This window comes from Pseudomonas putida, assembly GCF_002025705.1.
GTDB classification, from domain to species: domain Bacteria; phylum Pseudomonadota; class Gammaproteobacteria; order Pseudomonadales; family Pseudomonadaceae; genus Aquipseudomonas; species Aquipseudomonas putida_J.
In genome coordinates this window covers 3995368-4010990 of sequence record NZ_CP018846.1, presented here as the reverse complement: position 1 = coordinate 4010990, position 15623 = coordinate 3995368, and the positions used below count along the sequence as shown (strand labels likewise).

The 15623-nt window shown below is 63.0% G+C and carries 16 protein-coding genes; 10 read left to right on the top strand and 6 right to left on the bottom strand.

Features of this window, described 5'->3' with window-relative positions; all coding sequences use genetic code 11:
• Window positions 1-4: 4 nt before the first annotated feature.
• The 8 genes from BUQ73_RS18085 (at window position 5) to BUQ73_RS18050 (ending at window position 6905) form a co-directional block, all read left to right on the top strand.
• Window positions 5-424, top strand: a complete 420-nt coding sequence (locus BUQ73_RS18085; protein ID WP_079229099.1) for a hypothetical protein — start codon at window positions 5-7, stop codon at window positions 422-424.
• Window positions 425-841: 417 nt separating this feature from the next.
• On the top strand, window positions 842-1780 hold the full coding sequence (locus BUQ73_RS18080; protein WP_079229098.1) for an NAD(P)-dependent oxidoreductase: 939 nt from the start codon (window positions 842-844) through the stop codon (window positions 1778-1780).
• Between the two features lie 43 nt (window positions 1781-1823).
• The gene (locus BUQ73_RS18075) at window positions 1824-2612 is read left to right on the top strand and encodes a PhzF family phenazine biosynthesis protein (protein WP_079229097.1); all 789 of its coding nucleotides are present in this window, start codon (window positions 1824-1826) and stop codon (window positions 2610-2612) included.
• A gap of 78 nt (window positions 2613-2690) precedes the next feature.
• Window positions 2691-3098 (top strand): GFA family protein, encoded by a 408-nt coding sequence (locus BUQ73_RS18070; RefSeq protein ID WP_079229096.1) that lies wholly within the window; start codon window positions 2691-2693, stop codon window positions 3096-3098.
• Window positions 3099-3194: 96 nt separating this feature from the next.
• Complete coding sequence (locus BUQ73_RS18065; RefSeq protein WP_079229095.1) at window positions 3195-4136, top strand: DMT family transporter; 942 nt, start codon at window positions 3195-3197, stop codon at window positions 4134-4136.
• A gap of 39 nt (window positions 4137-4175) precedes the next feature.
• Complete coding sequence (locus BUQ73_RS18060) at window positions 4176-4514, top strand: FKBP-type peptidyl-prolyl cis-trans isomerase (RefSeq protein WP_012315472.1); 339 nt, start codon at window positions 4176-4178, stop codon at window positions 4512-4514.
• A 489-nt stretch (window positions 4515-5003) separates the two neighbouring features.
• Window positions 5004-5666, top strand: a complete 663-nt coding sequence (locus BUQ73_RS18055) for a histidine phosphatase family protein (RefSeq protein WP_079229094.1) — start codon at window positions 5004-5006, stop codon at window positions 5664-5666.
• 45 nt (window positions 5667-5711) lie between these two features.
• Entirely contained in the window at window positions 5712-6905 is a 1194-nt protein-coding gene (locus BUQ73_RS18050) for a D-amino acid dehydrogenase (protein WP_079229093.1), read from the top strand.
• Window positions 6906-7026: 121 nt separating this feature from the next.
• On the opposite strand, the gene BUQ73_RS18045 is transcribed toward BUQ73_RS18050, so the two are convergent.
• The 5 genes from BUQ73_RS18045 to BUQ73_RS18030 form a co-directional block, all read right to left on the bottom strand.
• A complete protein-coding gene (locus tag BUQ73_RS18045) occupies window positions 7027-7860 on the bottom strand; it encodes an IS3 family transposase (RefSeq protein ID WP_237772777.1) in 834 nt (277 codons plus the stop codon).
• Window positions 7861-7868: 8 nt separating this feature from the next.
• Complete coding sequence (locus BUQ73_RS28730; RefSeq protein ID WP_237772709.1) at window positions 7869-8228, bottom strand: transposase; 360 nt, start codon at window positions 8226-8228, stop codon at window positions 7869-7871.
• Window positions 8229-8277: 49 nt separating this feature from the next.
• On the bottom strand, window positions 8278-9006 hold the full coding sequence (locus tag BUQ73_RS18040) for an aspartate/glutamate racemase family protein (protein ID WP_079229092.1): 729 nt from the start codon (window positions 9004-9006) through the stop codon (window positions 8278-8280).
• A gap of 16 nt (window positions 9007-9022) precedes the next feature.
• Window positions 9023-10555: an NCS1 family nucleobase:cation symporter-1 gene (locus tag BUQ73_RS18035; RefSeq protein WP_079229091.1), complete on the bottom strand. Its 1533-nt coding sequence runs from the start codon at window positions 10553-10555 to the stop codon at window positions 9023-9025.
• Between the two features lie 478 nt (window positions 10556-11033).
• A complete protein-coding gene (locus tag BUQ73_RS18030; protein ID WP_079230586.1) occupies window positions 11034-11471 on the bottom strand; it encodes an Lrp/AsnC family transcriptional regulator in 438 nt (145 codons plus the stop codon).
• Between the two features lie 133 nt (window positions 11472-11604).
• Here BUQ73_RS18030 and BUQ73_RS18025 point away from each other — a divergent pair, with 133 nt between their 5' ends.
• Together BUQ73_RS18025 and BUQ73_RS18020 are read left to right on the top strand one after the other, a co-directional pair.
• The gene (locus BUQ73_RS18025) at window positions 11605-12501 is read left to right on the top strand and encodes a DMT family transporter (RefSeq protein WP_079229090.1); all 897 of its coding nucleotides are present in this window, start codon (window positions 11605-11607) and stop codon (window positions 12499-12501) included.
• Between the two features lie 33 nt (window positions 12502-12534).
• Window positions 12535-13461 carry a class I SAM-dependent methyltransferase gene (locus BUQ73_RS18020; protein WP_079229089.1) on the top strand — a complete coding sequence of 309 codons (927 nt, stop codon included), beginning with the start codon at window positions 12535-12537 and terminating at the stop codon, window positions 13459-13461.
• A 120-nt stretch (window positions 13462-13581) separates the two neighbouring features.
• Here BUQ73_RS18020 and BUQ73_RS18015 read toward each other — a convergent pair whose 3' ends face one another.
• Window positions 13582-15606 (bottom strand): mechanosensitive ion channel family protein, encoded by a 2025-nt coding sequence (locus BUQ73_RS18015; RefSeq protein ID WP_079229088.1) that lies wholly within the window; start codon window positions 15604-15606, stop codon window positions 13582-13584.
• Window positions 15607-15623: the final 17 nt, after the last annotated feature.

The following is a 15623-nucleotide window of genomic DNA, read 5'->3' as shown; positions in this document are numbered from 1 at the left end:
CGCCATGCATAGCGCCGTCCGCCTGACCCTGATCACCCTGGCCGTGGGTTTGTCCGCGTGTACGGCGCATCAACCGTACGAGCAGCCGTCGCCGCCGATCGAGAGCGTGCCGCCGCATCAAGGGCCAGCGGTGAAGCCGCTGCCGGGTGGCCAGCCGTCGACACCGCCGGAGAAGCCAGCGGCGATCCCCAAACCGATGCCGCGTACCTCTGCCAGTTTCGCACCACCACCGGGTGGAGCGAGCCACTGGGATCCGAAGCTTGGGGTGTATGTGCTGGAGAAAAAGACCAATGTCTTTTACCGGCAGCGTACCTACTACCGCTATGACAATGGCTGGAGCTGGTCGCTGAACCCGGATGGGCCATGGCAGGAAACTGACAGCAGCGGTGTGCCCGGGGGGCTGGGGCGCGCCTACGGGCAATAAATTTGTTGAGGCTTGCGGGTGTTCGCCGTTAGAAGTTTGGTGTCTGTGAGATCGAGCGCCGCCCGCGCGGCGCATCGCGGATAAATCCGCTCCTACATTTGTTGCAACGTACCGAACCTGTTACGCCATGTTTGCCAGCCCTGGCGCATGTCTCGAGTCATGCAAACAAGGCAGACAGCGGTGACCTCTCAGGCTTGATTGGCCCGAAACGGATGTAGGAGCGGATTTATCCGCGATGCGCCGCGCGGGCGGCGCTCGATCTCACAGGCGCTGCAACTTTCGCGGCCTAGACTTGGAAGCCCTAACGCGCCCTGAAGCCCGCCCCACCCATACAGTACAGTTTCCCGTTGTTTTTCCAGTTGACTGTACTGGCCAGTGACTCCGCATAATGCCCCTTCGAATTGACTCGGAGGTGGCATGAGCAAGACAGTCCTGGTACTGGTGGAAACCGTCGACGATTACCTGCCATTGCTCGAACAGGCAGGTTACCGGCTGATCCGCGCGCCATCCCCGCAACTGCGCGCCGATGCCATCCAGCGCCATGCTGGTGAGATCGACGCGGTGCTCACCCGCGGCCCGCTGGGCCTGACCGCTGCGGAAATCGCCGCCTTGCCCAAGCTGCAGATCATCTGTGTGATCGGTGCCGGCTACGAGCAGGTCGACCTGGCTGCCGCGGCAGCCCGTGGCATCACTGTCACCAACGGCGCTGGCGCAAACGCCGCGGCAGTTGCCGACCACACCTTGGCCCTGCTGCTGGCGCTGCTGCGCGACATTCCCCGTGCCGACGCCAGCACCCGCCGTGGCGAGTGGAACCGAGTAATCAGCCCTTCGGTCAGTGGCAAGCGCCTGGGCCTGCTGGGGCTCGGCGCGGTTGGCCTGGCCATCGCCAAGCGCGCCAGCCAGGGCTTTGACATGAACATCAGCTATCACAGCCGCACCCCTCGCCAGGACGTGCCTTACACCTGGTACGACAGCCCGCTGCACCTGGCCGATGCCGTCGACATCCTGGTCGTTGCCACCCCCGGTGGTGCCAGTACCCGCCATCTGGTCGATGCCCAGGTGCTCGAGGCCCTGGGCGCGGAGGGTTACCTGGTGAATATCGCCCGGGCCAGTGTGGTCGACACCCAGGCGCTGGTAAGCGCCTTGGCGCACGGCCAGCTCGCGGGTGCCGCGCTCGATGTGTTCGATGATGAGCCCGCAGTGCCAGACGCCCTCAAGGCCCTCGGCAATACGGTCCTCACCCCCCACGTGGCCGGCCAGTCGCCCGAGGCCGCACGCGACACCGTGAGCCTCGTGCTGCGCAACCTGCAGGCCTTCTTTGCTGGCGAACCGGTGCTCACGCCAGTCCACGCGTAACCTTTTCCAAACCCGGGCTTGCCCGGAGCACAAGGAGCGTTTGATGCAACTCGAGATCTTCCAGGTCGATGCCTTCTCCGCCGAGCCTTTTGGTGGCAACCCGGCGGCAGTGATCCCGCTGCAAAGCTGGCTGCCGGACAATGTGCTGCAACGTATCGCCGAAGAGAACAACCTCTCCGAAACGGCCTACTTCGTGCGCAACGGTGCAAGCTTCGACCTGCGCTGGTTCACCCCGACCGTCGAGGTCGACCTGTGCGGCCATGCCACCCTGGCTTCGGCCTATGTGTTGTTCGAACAACTCGGTGAGCAAGCCGAAGTGCTGCGCTTCAACACCCGCAGTGGCGAACTGCGGGTCAGCCGGGGTAACGACGGCCTGCTGGCCATGGACTTCCCGGCCAAGCAACCGCAAGCCGTGGATGTGCCGGCCGGGTTGCTGGAGGCGCTGGGCCTGAACGCAGCCATGGCGGTGTACCGCTCCGACGACTATGTGGTGGTGGTCGATGAAGCCGCGTTGCTCGACCCGCTCAAGCCCGACTTCGTCGCCTTGTCGGCATTCGACGTGCGTGGCATCGCGGTCACTGCCGCCGGCCGTGGCTTCGACTTTGTCACCCGCTGGTTCGGCCCGCGGGTCGGCGTCAATGAAGACCCGGTCACCGGCTCTGCGCATACCTCGCTGGCGCCGTTGTGGGCCGAGCGGTTGGGCAAATCGTCGCTGAGCTGCGAGCAGGGCGGGGCGCGCAAAGGGCAGTTGCATTGTGACGTTCCTGGCAATGGCCGGGTGATCATCAGCGGGCGTGCGGCGCTGTACCTGCGCGGCAGCGTGTTCATCTGATCGAACGAGTGGGGTGGCGGGCTCTGTGCTGTGGAGCCCGATCTATACTTGCTGGCCCAACCTGCAAGGAGCCCCACCATGACCCTGGAAAAAAGCGGCAGCTGCCTGTGCGGTGAAACCCGCCTGCGCGCCAGCGTCGACAACACCCACATCAGCGCCTGCCATTGCAGCATGTGCCGCAAATGGACCGGCGGCCCGCTGCTGGTCGTGGACTGCAGCAAAGCGCCGGTCTTCGAGGGGCGGGCCCCGGCTGTCTACGACTCGTCCGATTGGGCCCAGCGTGGTTTTTGCAGCCGTTGCGGCACGCACCTCTATTACCGGCTCAAGGATAAGGACCACTATGCGGTCCCTGTGGGCATGCTTGACGGCGACGAGGCCTGGGATTTCGACCTGCAGATCTTCGTAGAGCAGAAACCTGCCTGGTACTGCTTTGCCAACCAGACCAAGGAGCTGACTGGGGAGCAAGCGTTCGAGCAGTTCGGCTGACCATACCCCGCGGGATAGACCGCAAGCGAAAAGATACTTTGCCGCCAGCCCCGCACAGCGGTAGCCTGCGCGCATCCACGAACAGGAGCGGGCAGTGTGAAGCGCGGTGTGATGTATGCCGGTGGGGCCGGTGCATTGTGGGGCATGGTACTGATGGTTCCGGAGCTGCTGCCGGAGTTCAACCCGATGCTGCTGAGCAGCGTGCGCTATGCGCTGGTCGGCCTGATCTCGTTGCTGCTGGCCGCGCCGATGGCCCGGCAGCTGCGCCGGCTGACCCTGGCGGACGGCTGGATGCTGCTGCGCCTGGCAGTGGTCGGTAACCTGGTGTACTTCATCTGCCTGGTGGCGGCGATCCAGCGCCTGGGCGTGGCACCTGCCTCGCTGATCGTCGGGGTGCTGCCGCTGACCATTACCCTGTATGGCCGCAACGACAGCGGCGCAGTGCCGATCCGGCGGCTGGTCGGCCCGCTGGCGCTGATCCTTGCCGGAATGTTGTGTATCAACCTGGAGACTTTCGCCTTCGCCCCGGGTGATATCGGCGACAAGCTGATGGGGCTGTTATACGCCCTGGCCGCGCTGGCCTGTTGGACCTGGTACGCGGTGCAGAACAGCTGTTACCTCAAGCAGAGTGGGCATTTCGACAGCCACCAGTGGTCGGTGCTGATCGGCGTGCTGACCGGCCTGAGCAGCCTGGTGATGGTTGCCGCCCTGGCCATATGGCAGCCGCAGCAGCTGCAGGTCGAGGCGCCGATGGCTCGTTGGTGGCTGTTCTGGGCCGCTTGCCTGGGTTGTGCGGTGCTGGGCTCCTGGTTGGCCACGGCGCTGTGGAACGCGGCGTCCAAGCGCCTGCCATTGACCTTGAGCGGGCAACTGATCGTATTCGAGACCCTGTTCGCGCTGTTGTATGCCTTTCTTTGGCGGCAAGCCGGGCCGAGCCTGCTGGAAGCGGCGGCGATCGTTCTGGTGATCGGCGGGGTGCTGTGGTCGATGCGCCAGCACGGTACGCCACGGGAGCTTGCCAAACCTGTGCATTCCTGAGAAAAGGGCGCCCTTGTATTTCAGCGTTGGAGCATGCCCATGAGCAGTGAACTGCAGATCACCGACCTCGTCGAAGGCGACGGCAAAGCGGCCGTCAAAGGCGCCCTGATCACCACCCAGTACACCGGCTGGCTGGCCGACGGCAGCGAGTTCGACTCGTCGTGGTCGCGCGGCAAACCCTTCCAGTGCGTGATCGGCACTGGCCGTGTGATCAAAGGCTGGGACCAGGGGTTGATGGGCATGCGTGTGGGTGGCAAGCGCAAGCTGCAGGTGCCGGCGCACCTGGGGTATGGCGAGCGCAGCGTAGGGGCGATTCCGCCGAACTCGGACCTCACCTTTGAAATCGAACTGCTGGAAGTGCTGACCCGGGATGATTGATTGCGCGTACGTCAGCATGCGCTTGATTTGGGATTTGCAGCGCCTGTGAGATCGAGCGCCGCCCGCGCGGCGCATCGCGGATGAATCCGCTCCTACATCCGTTTCGGGCCAGTTCTTCCTGTGAAGTCACCTTCGTCCGGCTTGGCGCAAGGCGGGCAGCTCATCTGGCGCAGGATAGACTGGCCCGAAACGGATGTAGGAGCGGATTCATCCGCGATGCGCCGCGCGGGCGGCGCTCGATCTCACAGGCGCCTCAAAACTAAAGGCGAACACCTCACAGCCTTACATATCTCTGCAACACACCTGGTCTAAGGTATTCCTTGCCTAGGGAACGGCATCCACACTCAAGGAGGAACCAAACGGGTTGAGGGCACTCTGAGTCCTGCTCGTTGCCAAGGATGGCAATCACTAACACGGATGCCCTGCGGCATGGGCCGCGGGGCAATGTGGCGGGTATCCAGATACTTCTTGCCACAAGAGCCTGCCTACATGAAGTTGCCATCCGTCTTTCGACGTCGCCGCCACCTGATGCTCAGCCTGGCCCTCGTCGCCGCGTCTGTGCCGCTGGCACTGGAAGTGGTCGAAAGCCGCGCTCAACCGGTCGACGGTATCCAGACACTGGTGTTTCTGCGCCACGCTGAAAAGCCCGGTGAAGGCCTGGGGCAACTGAACTGCCAGGGGCTCAACCGCGCGCTGGACCTGGCAACCTTGCTGCCAGAGCGTTTCGGCAAGGCGGATTATGTGTTCGCGGCCAATCCCTCGCGGCATGTCGAGGAAGGCAGCCAGGACCAGAGTTACAGCTACATCCGCCCGCTGATGACCATCACGCCCAGCGCCATTCGCCTGGGTTTGCCGGTCAACATCGACTTCGCTGCCAACGACACCGACGAGCTCGCTGATGAACTGGTCAGCGAGAAGTACCGCAATGCCACGGTCTATACCGCCTGGGGCCACGGCTACCTGCCCGAACTGATCAATGCCGTGGCCGGCAAGGCGTTGGGCGATAAGCGGGTGATTACCGAAGACTGGAACGGCGACGATTTCGATACCCTCTACGTCCTCACCCTGACCTGGCACGACGGCAAGGCCAGCCTGCTCAGTCGTAACGTCCGCCAAGGCCTGAATGGCGGTGACCATAGCTGCCCGACCTGATCCGCTGATACTGTCTTGGCAGGGAAGTCAGGGCAGGGAAGAACAATGACGCAACGGGTAACGGTAATCGGTGGTGGCGTGATCGGCCTGGCGACGGCCTATGCGCTGGTGCGCGAAGGCCTGTCGGTGGTGCTGGTCGAGGCGCGAGACCAGCTGGCCTCGGCGACCAGTTTCGCTAACGGTGGGCAACTTTCTTATCGCTACGTGGCGCCGTTGGCCGATGCCGGTGTGCCGTGGCAGGCGCTTGGATGGCTATTGCGGGGTGACTCGCCGCTGCGCCTGCGTTTGCGCCTGGACCCGGCTCAATGGCGCTGGTTGCTGGCGTTCGTGATGGCTTGCCGCAGCAGCGTCAATCACCGTAATGCCGCACAACTGCTGGAATTGGCGTTGCACAGCCAGGCCACCCTGAAACGCTGGCGTGAAGAAGACGGCCTGAGCGATTTTGCCTGGCGTCAGAACGGCAAGCTGGTGGCATTTCGCAGTGAGCGGGCGTTCGCCCATGGCCGTGAGCATTTGCTCGACCCGAAAAACCAACAGGTACTCGGTGCCAGCGAAGTCAGGGCGCTGGAACCGGCATTGGCCGATGCGCCCTTTATCGGCGCAGTGCTGACTCCGGAAGAGGAAGTCGCCGATTGCCATCGTTTCTGCGAACGCCTGGCAGAGCGCTTGCGGGCATCAGGGCAGTGCCGATTCCTGCTGGGCCGCCCGGTCACGCGCTTGATCGCCCGTGATGACCAGGTAGTGGCATTGCAACTGGGGCTTGAGCAAATGGAGGTCGAGCGCCTGGTGCTGTGCATCGGCCATCGCAGTGCCGGGCTGGCGCTGCCAGGGCTGCGGCTGCCGGTCTACCCGCTCAAGGGTTACAGCCTGACAGCAGCGATCGCGGCGGAACATCGAGCGCCGGAGGTCAGCATTACCGACTACGAGCGCAAGATCGTCTACGCGCGGCTTGATCAGCAGCTGCGAATAGCGGCGATGGTGGATATCGTCGGCTACGACGAAACGGTGGATGCGCGCAGGCTCGCCAGCATGCGTCGGCAGGCGTTGGAGACCTTGCCGCGGGCTGCGGATTACGCGGGGGCGGTGGAATGGGCAGGGATGCGGCCGGCGACGCCGACCGGGGTGCCGATTGTGGGTACTACAGCCTATCGCAACCTGTGGCTGAACCTTGGGCATGGGGCCTTGGGGTTTACCTTGGCCTGTGGCAGCGGGGAGCGGCTGGCGCGGATGCTGGGTTGACTGCACCGGCCTCTTCGCGGGCAAGCCCGCTCCCACAGGTACTGCACAGCTCTCAAGGTCTGTGTGATACCTGTGGGAGCGGGCTTGATCTGGTCAAGTAATTTTGGACACCGGTTAAGGTTCATGCCGCTGCCCTGAGCTTTTCCTCCATAGCTACCGGGGTCTCGTAGCCGTTGTAGCTGTGGAGACGCTTTAGGTTGTAGCGCACCAAATAAGCCATGATGTCGGCTTTAGCTTCAGCTTCGGATTCATAGCCTCCTGCTGGCACCCATTCTGATTTCAATGCCCCGAAGAATCGCTCCATGGCCGCATTGTCCCAGCATTGGCCACGGTGGCTCATGCTCTGTTTCAAGCTGCACTCTTCAAGTACAGCCCTGAATTTATGGCTGGTGTACTGACAACCTTGATCTGAATGAAACATCACGCCCGTAGGCTTGCCTCTGGACTCAGACGCCATGCGCAGCGCGTCACAGGCCAACTTGGCATCAGCAGTCATTGAAAACGCCCAGCCCACAACTCGGCGTGCGTACAAGTCGATTACTGCGGCCAAGTACAGCCAACGTCTGCCAACCTGAATGTAAGTCACATCGCCACACCAGACCTCGTTGATCGTTGAAACCTTGAAGTTTCGCTTCAGTTGGTTTTCCGCAATCAGTGCTTCCGTGCCTGATGACCGATACCGGTGTGGCCTACGCTGCCGGCATTTCAGGCCAGCTTCACGCATAAGCGCACGCACTTTGTAACGCCCAACCACATGGCCTTCACGCCGCAGTTCTTGCATCAACGTGCGTGAACCCGCGGAGCTTCGTGACGCCATGAAGTGATTGATTACACGCGAGCGTAGAGCATCCCTGCCGGGATTCTCACGCCCTTGGCGTTTGCGCCATGCATAGAAACTACTGCGTTTGACCCCAAGCACACGACAGCAGTCGACAACACCGTATTGCTCACTCAGCTCGTTGATCAGCGAGAACGATCTTTGGAGTCCCGAAGCAGGAGAGCACTGGCCTTTTTTAGGATTTCGATATCCCGATCCTTTTGACGAACCAATGCTTCCAGCTCTTCGATACGTTGCTGCTCCGGAGTGATGGCTTTGGCTCCAGTCGGAACCTTACCCTCTCTCTCCTGGCGTACCTGCTCAACCCAACGGCGAAGGGCTGTACGGCCAATCCCGAGGATTTCGCATACCTCAGGAACTGACTGGCCACCGTCCAGGACCATTTCGGCAGCTTGGATTTTGTGTTCTTTCGAATAAGACTTGCGCACTGATTTTGCCTCCAATTGGGCGCCATCATAGCGCCCGATGAAGGTGTCCAAAATCATTAGGCCAGTTCAGCTTGCCCGCGAAGGGGCCGGTCCAGATGGGGCCGCTCTAGCGCCCGAAGCGCATCGGCCAGCCCACTACCTTCTTCACTCGCGGTGTGGCATAGGTGCGCACCTTGGAAGTGCTGAGCCCCATCCGCACCAGCGACTCGGCAATGGTCACCGCCGCGCTCACACCATCGACCACCGGCACCCCGGTGCGCTGGCGGATCTGCTCATCCAGCCCGGCCATGCCGCCACAGCCCAGGCAGATCACTTCGGCCTTGTCGTCACGCACGGCCCGCTCGGCCTGCTCGACAATGGCCTCGACGGCCCGTAGAGGGTCTTGCTCCAGTTCGAGCACGGCCAGGCCACTGGCCCGCACCGAGGCGCAACGGTCGTACAACCCTGACAGCTTCAGGCGGTCTTCGATCAAGGGTACGGTGCGGTCCAGGGTGGTCACCACCGAATAGGCGTGGCCCAGGTACATGGCGGTGCTGGCGGCGGCGTCGGTGATGTCCACCACCGGTACGTCGAGCAATTCCTGCAGGCCTTCGCGGCCATGTTCGCCGTAGCCCGCCTGGATCACGGCATCATAAGGGCCGTCGTAGGCCAGCACCCGGTCCATCACGGCGATGGCGGCCAGGTAGCTCTCGAAGTTGCCCTCCACCGACTCGGCGCCGAACCATGGGGTCAGGCCGATGATTTCAGTGCCGGGTGCCGCGACGCTGCGGGCCTGTTCGGCGATGGCTTCGGTGATGGCTGCGGTGGTGTTGACGTTGGCAATCAAAATACGCATGGGCAGTCTTCCTTGATCAATGGCTGCTGTGGTCGACGGCGATGCACTCGCCGCTGACATCGTGGTATTGGCGGTTGCGCGGGGCGATCAGCAGGTACACCGCGGCAGCGATGCCGGCGCCGATCAGCCAGGAAAACGGTGCGATACCGTGGAAGTTCGGCACCAGCGCCAGGATGATGGCCAGCAGTGCCGCGGGCACGAAGGCGGCTACGGCGCGCAGGTTGATGCCTTTGCTGTAGTGGTAGGCGCCGGTCGAGTGCTCGGTGTACAGCTCCGGCACGTTGATGCGGCCTTTGCGCAGCAACCAGTAGTCGGCCATGATCACCCCGTACAGCGGGCCGAGCAGGGCGCCCAGGCCGGACAGGAAGTACACGATCACCAGCGGGCTGTTGTAGAGGTTCCAGGGCAGGATCAGCACCGCCAGGGTCGCGCTGATCAGCCCGGCGCGGCGGAAGTTGAGGTGGCGTGGTGCCAGGTTGCTCAGCACGAAGGCCGGGGCAACGAAGTTGGCCATGATGTTCACCGCCACGGTGACGATCAGGAAGGCCAGGCAACCCAGCACCAGGAACGCTGTGCTGGGGATGCTGGCGACGATCTGGGTCGGGCTGTCGATGATCTGGCCGTTGATCTGGAACTGCGCCCCGCACAGCACCACGGTGATCATGGCGAACACCAGGATGTTCACCGGCAGGCCCCAGAAGTTGCCGACGCGAATGGTCTTGCGGCACGGCGAGGAACGGGCAAAGTCGCAGAAGTTGAGCACCAGGGTGCCGTAGATCGCCAGCCACAGGGCGCCGCCGGCGAAGATGTTGCGCCACATCTCATAGCCGGTCAGGGGCTCGGCGACCGACCAGGCGATACGCGCATCGGCCTTGAAGTACATGAACACCGCCAGGCTGGCCACGGTCAGCAGGATCACCGGGCCGGCGAAGGCCTCGTAGCGGCGCACCATCTCCATGCCGTAGGCGAGGATCACCAGCTGCACCAGCCAGATCGCCACGAAGCATACCCAGCCCAGGCTCGACAGGCCGAGGATGCTGTCGTGGTCGTAGGCGGCGACTTGCGGCCATACGGCGGTGAGCAGCACGCGCAGTACCACCGAGGCCAGGTAGGTCTGGATGCCGAACCAGGCGATGGCGATGACCGCGCGGATCAGCGCCGGGACCTGCGCCCCGTGGATGCCGAAGGCGATGCGGCTGATCACCGGGAATGGCACGCCGGTCTTCTGCCCCATGTAGCCGGACAGGTTCATGAAGAAGTACACCAGTGCTGCGCCGATCGCCAGCGACAGCAGGATCTGCCAGCCACCCAGGCCAAGGGCGAACAAGCCCATGGCGAAGGAGTAGTTGGCAATGTTGTGCACATCGTTGGTCCACAGCGCAAAGATGCTGTAGCGGCCCCAGCGGCGGCCTTCGATACGGGTGGGCGCGAGGTCACGGTTGTGCAGGCGCGGGCTGAGTGCGAGTGGCGGCATTTCGCCTGTTAGGGTGGAAGAGGGGCTGGTGCTGGCGACGGATAGTTCAGGGGCAAGGTCGAGGCTGGTACTCATTCCGGCAGGCTCCTGATGCACGTGGACTGCGATGAGCGGGCATGCGCACGGGCTCGCCATCTCGTCGGTGCAGCTTGGCATCACTGGGTTCTGGGCGCGGCGGCCGGTGTTGGGCCGGCGTCGCGAGTTCTTGTGTATTTATGTTTTGTTGAATTTGTATACAAAACACGAACACACAAAAGCGAGTTCCATGCCAGAGAAAAACGAGTTTCAGGTGGCCATTATTTTGAATCTAAGCACTTGATAATTAAGTTTATGAAATGAACGAAATATAAGTTGACCAGATGAACAGGTTTAATTTTTTAGTTGGCTTCTTAGTTGATCGATTGGTCAGAATTAGTTGAGCGAGATGTGTAACGTATTGGGGCGTTACCTGGGAAAGTGCACACAAAAATGGCACTTATGGTGACATTCTTGTGTACAAAAAATAGTCAGCTTTTCCGGGGTCGGCCTCTTCGCGGGGAAAGTCGAGGCGCAATCAATCCATAGGCGGCAACCGCCGCTTCACCGGGCTCTTCTTGATGATCGCGGTATTGGTCTCAGCCAGCACATTGATCCGGTCGAGCAGGGTGTCGAGTTGCTCCATCGAGCGCACATGCAGGCGCGCAATGAAGCAGTCCTCGCCGGTCACCTTGTCGCACTCGGTGAACTCGGGGATCGCGATGATCTGCCGCTCCACTTCCTGCAACTGCCCCGGCAGCGGGCGAATGCGCACAATGGCCTGCAGTTGGTAGCCGAAACTGCGCGGGTCGATATCCACGGTGTAACCGCGTAGCACGCCGCGTTCTTCCAGGCGGCGCAGGCGCTCGCTGACGCTGGGGGCAGAGAGGCCGCTGATTTGTGCCAGCGCCTTGAGCGAACGGCGCGAGTCCTCCATCAAGGCGTTGATCAGCAGTTGGTCGATGGCGTCGGTCATGCGCACCTCATCAGGCAATTCAGGGAACATGCCTTGATAGTAAAGGTGAACTGGCCGATATGCCTTGGATATCCGCTGGAAGGCGCACGGTGACCCTCCGCATACTATGGCCATCATCCAAGGGAGGTGTGAGATGGACAGTTCGTTGCGCCGTGGCTCGCTGGAAATGGTCGCCGCCATGCTGATTTCCGGGACCATTGGCTGGTTCGTGCTGGTGTCGGGGCAGCCGGTGCTGGAGGTCGTGTTCTGGCGCTGCGTATTCGGTACCGGCACCTTGCTGGTGATCTGCGCGGCGTTCGGCTTTCTCAAACCGGGTGTGATAACCCGAACGGCGTTCCTGCTGGCCATCGCCAGCGGGGTGGCCGTCGTCGGCAACTGGCTGCTGCTGTTCGCCTCCTATTCGAGGGCGTCGATCGCCATTGGCACGGCGGTGTACAACGTCCAGCCGTTCATGCTGGTGGGCTTGGCAGCGCTGTTCCTCGGCGAAAAAATCACCGCAGCCAAGGTCACCTGGCTGAGTGTGGCGTTCCTCGGCATGCTGGCGATCGTCAGTGCCCATGGCGCTGGGCAGGCCAGTGGTGATGACTACTTGCAGGGCATTGCCCTGGCGTTGGGCGCGGCGTTGCTCTATGCGATTGCCGCCTTGATCATCAAACGCCTGAAAGGCACGCCGCCCCACCTGATCGCGCTGATCCAGGTCGCTACCGGGGTGCTGCTGCTGGCGCCGTGGGTGAAGCTCGGTGGCTTGCCTGGTGAGCCGTCGGCTCTGGCCAGCCTGGTGACCTTGGGCATGGTCCACACCGGGTTGATGTATGTGCTGCTGTACAGCGCCATCCAGCGTCTGCCCACGGCGTTGACTGGTGCGCTGTCGTTCATCTACCCGATTGCTGCCATCCTGGTCGACTGGCTGGCCTTCGGGCACAGGCTGGCGCCGTTGCAGTGGTTGGGGGTGGCGTTGATTCTGCTGGCGGCAGCGGGCATGCAGCAGGGCTGGTGGTTCCGTTCTGCACAAGTGCCGGCCAAGGGGTAGAATGGCGGCCTTTTCACTTGCTTGCGACCCGCCATGACTTCGCCGATCCACACCCTCGAACAGCACCTGCTGGCTGCCCTTGACCCTGCCCCCGCCGAAACCCGCCGCCTGTTCCACGGCCGCGGCCGTTGCTGGGAGGGCCTGGAGCAGGTCACGGTGGACTGGCTGCAGGGTGTGCTGTCGGTAGCCCTGTTCCGCGAACCGCCCGAGGGCCAGCTGGCCGAACTGGAGGCCATGCTGCGCAGCCTGGCCGAACGCCCGCAATGGGCCGGCCAGGCGATCCTCATCCAGCACCGTTACCTGCCCGACAGCCCGGGCCAGTGGCTGTGGGGCGAGCCTTGCCAGCAGCGCGAAGTGGTCGAGGATGGCCTGACCTATCTGCTCGACCTGGGCGTGCGGCAAAACAACGGCCTGTTCCTCGACATGCGTTACGGCCGGCGCTGGGTGCGTGAGCAGGCAGCGGGCAAGCGCGTGCTCAACCTGTTCGCCTATACCTGCGGCTTCTCGGTGGCGGCGATTGCTGGCGGTGCCGAGCAGGTGGTCAACCTGGACATGGCCAAGTCGGCGCTGTCCAGGGGCCGTGATAATCATCGTTTGAACGGGCACGATGCGTCGCGGGTCGCATACCTTGGGCATGAGCTGTTCAAGTCGTGGGGCAAGGTGCGCAAATACGGGCCTTACGACCTGATCATCATCGACCCGCCGACCTTCCAGCGTGGCAGCTTCGTGCTGACCCAGGATTACGCCAAGATCCTGCGGCGTTTGCCGGAGTTGCTGAATGAGGGCGGGACTGTGCTGGCCTGCGTCAACGACCCGGGGATCGGGCCGGAGTTTCTGATCGAGGGGATGGCTGAGCAGGCGCCGTCGCTGGCCTTTGTCGAGCGGCTGGAGAATCCGCCGGAGTTTCCAGATGTCGACCCGGCGGGTGGGCTGAAGGCGCTGGTGTTCCGTCAGGTGTGATATTGCCTGTGCTGGCCTCTTCGCGGCTTAAGCCGCTCCCACAGGGACCGCGCTGTTCTCAAACCTTGCGTCGCACCTGTGGGAGCGGCTTTAGTCGCGAAGAGGCCGGTACAGGCGACATCAGGCTGAAATCCCGCGCAGCGGCATGGGATAAACCTGGGCAAAGCTCACATTCTCGGTCTGGTCCACGCGCTTCTTCAGCCGCTCGTTGAATGCCCGGCTCACCGCATACTGCCCGCCGGAGATAGTGCGGAACTGTGCCGTCAGCACAAAACCGTTCAAGTCCATGCGATCCACCCCGAATACTTGCAGCGGCCCCTGCAGGTTGATGCGCAGCAGCGGGTCTTCGCTGATCGAATGCCCCACTTCATGGATCAGCCCCAGCGACTCGTCGACGTCGCTGTCATAGGTGAACTGCACCGAGAAGAACGCATAGGCGAACTGCCGCGACTGGTTGGTAACCGCCTTGATCTGGCCGAACGGCACCGAGTGCACGAAGCCTTTGCCGTCACGCAGGCGCAGGGTACGGATGGTCAGGCTTTCGACGGTGCCGGCATGGCCGGAGTCGAGCACCACCCAGTCGCCGATCGAGATGGTGTCCTCGATCAGGATGAACAGCCCGGTGATCACATCCTGTACCAATTGCTGCGAGCCAAAGCCGATGGCCAGGCCGATCACCCCGGCACCGGCCAGCAGCGGCGCGACATTGATGCCCAGGTTGGCCATGGTGGTGATGGTGCAGATGACGATCAGGATGACTTTCACCGCATTGCGCAGCATTGGCAGGATGGTCCGCACCCGAGTGCTTGGCTGGCGCGAGGCGCGGCGCCCGACGGCGGGCTTGAGTGCCTCCTGGATGGCGGTGTCGAGCACCACCCAGAGCAGCCAGGTGACCAGCAGGATCAGGCCGATGCTCGACAGTGAATTGCTGATCGCCTGGCCGAGGCTGTTGCTCAGGGCGAAATCGATCACCGAGAAGCCCCAGATGCGCCCCAGCAGTTCGATGAAGGTGACCGCCATGATGATGCGCAGCAGGGCGTGAGCGAGGCTGCGCAGCAGTTCCTTGTAGGGCCGCACGCGCTGCGCCGGGTCCGCTTCGTGCGGAGCCAGCAGGTGTTGCAGCAGGGTACTGAGGAATACGGTGGAAACCAGCAGTACCGTGGTCAGCAAGGCGTTCTGCAGTGCCTTCTGGCTTTCTTCGCCAGCGCCGAGCAGGTGGATCGCCGAGACCAGGATCATCAGCAGGATCGGCAGGTACCACACTGCCGAGAAGATGCGCAGGGTCTCCTGCACGGCACGGTGCTGCACGCGGTCCTTGTAGTCGCGGTTGCGGATCAGGTGGGCGACCGGGCGGCGCAGGCGGATGACCAGGCTGGCGAAGACGATGGTGGCGGTCAGGCCGGTGATCACGGCAATGCTGGCGGTGATATTGCCGCCCAGCTGGCGGGCGATCTGCGGGCTGGTCAGGGCATCGCTCCAGGCAGCGAGGAAACCGATCAGAAACAACGGGCGCGGCGCCAGGCGCTTGATCGCCGCTACCGCCGCGCGCTTGTGGCCAGCATCGAACAGGGTGATCAGGCAGAGGATGATCGAGGTCGAGAACAAGCCACTGCTGGTCGCGTAGGCCAGGCTCAGGCCCAGGGCGCGGGCGATCGACGGGTCGAGGAAGCGGCTGACATACAGGGTCAGCGGCAGGCTGGCGAGCGCCGGTAGTGTGTAGGGCAGCAGGTAGCCAAGCAGGCTGCTGGCGCGTTTGCGTGCGCTTAACCATGGAGTGCCGGCCAGGCGTTTGGCGAGCCAGCGCCCGAGGCTGGTGAGCAGGGCGAAGCTGGCGGCCCAGGCCAGCGTCAGCAGGATGAAGTTGCCGGCCAGCTGCAGCGAATCGCTGGCCGAATGGCGGTCGACCAGACGTTCCACTTCCTGGGCGGCGCGGTCGGTGCGCAGGCGCCAGGCGTCGACCAGGTGGGCGTCAAGGTCGAGTTCCTGTGCGGCGCTGTCCAGGCCATCGGCCAGGGCACCAAGCAGACCGCCTTGCAGTACCGGTTCCGGTTCGGCGGGTTGTTCGTCAGCGGGGGCGGGGTCTGCGGCGAGCAGATGGGTGCTCAGCAGGCAGCCGAGCAGTAGGGTGGAGAGATAGCGCAGCACTGGAGTACTCCTTGGGC

Excerpts from the sequence above, each read along its gene's own strand:
- BUQ73_RS18085 (WP_079229099.1), top strand. The coding sequence starts at position 5 with ATGCATAGCGCCGTCCGCCTGACCCTGATCACCCTGGCCGTGGGTTTG.
- BUQ73_RS18080 (WP_079229098.1), top strand. The coding sequence starts at position 842 with ATGAGCAAGACAGTCCTGGTACTGGTGGAAACCGTCGACGATTACCTG.
- BUQ73_RS18075 (WP_079229097.1), top strand. The coding sequence starts at position 1,824 with ATGCAACTCGAGATCTTCCAGGTCGATGCCTTCTCCGCCGAGCCTTTT.
- BUQ73_RS18070 (WP_079229096.1), top strand. The coding sequence starts at position 2,691 with ATGACCCTGGAAAAAAGCGGCAGCTGCCTGTGCGGTGAAACCCGCCTG.
- BUQ73_RS18060 (WP_012315472.1), top strand. The coding sequence starts at position 4,176 with ATGAGCAGTGAACTGCAGATCACCGACCTCGTCGAAGGCGACGGCAAA.
- BUQ73_RS18055 (WP_079229094.1), top strand. The coding sequence starts at position 5,004 with ATGAAGTTGCCATCCGTCTTTCGACGTCGCCGCCACCTGATGCTCAGC.
- BUQ73_RS18050 (WP_079229093.1), top strand. The coding sequence starts at position 5,712 with ATGACGCAACGGGTAACGGTAATCGGTGGTGGCGTGATCGGCCTGGCG.
- BUQ73_RS28730 (WP_237772709.1), bottom strand. The coding sequence starts at position 8,228 with ATGATTTTGGACACCTTCATCGGGCGCTATGATGGCGCCCAATTGGAG.
- BUQ73_RS18040 (WP_079229092.1), bottom strand. The coding sequence starts at position 9,006 with ATGCGTATTTTGATTGCCAACGTCAACACCACCGCAGCCATCACCGAA.
- BUQ73_RS18035 (WP_079229091.1), bottom strand. The coding sequence starts at position 10,555 with ATGAGTACCAGCCTCGACCTTGCCCCTGAACTATCCGTCGCCAGCACC.
- BUQ73_RS18030 (WP_079230586.1), bottom strand. The coding sequence starts at position 11,471 with ATGACCGACGCCATCGACCAACTGCTGATCAACGCCTTGATGGAGGAC.
- BUQ73_RS18025 (WP_079229090.1), top strand. The coding sequence starts at position 11,605 with ATGGACAGTTCGTTGCGCCGTGGCTCGCTGGAAATGGTCGCCGCCATG.
- BUQ73_RS18020 (WP_079229089.1), top strand. The coding sequence starts at position 12,535 with ATGACTTCGCCGATCCACACCCTCGAACAGCACCTGCTGGCTGCCCTT.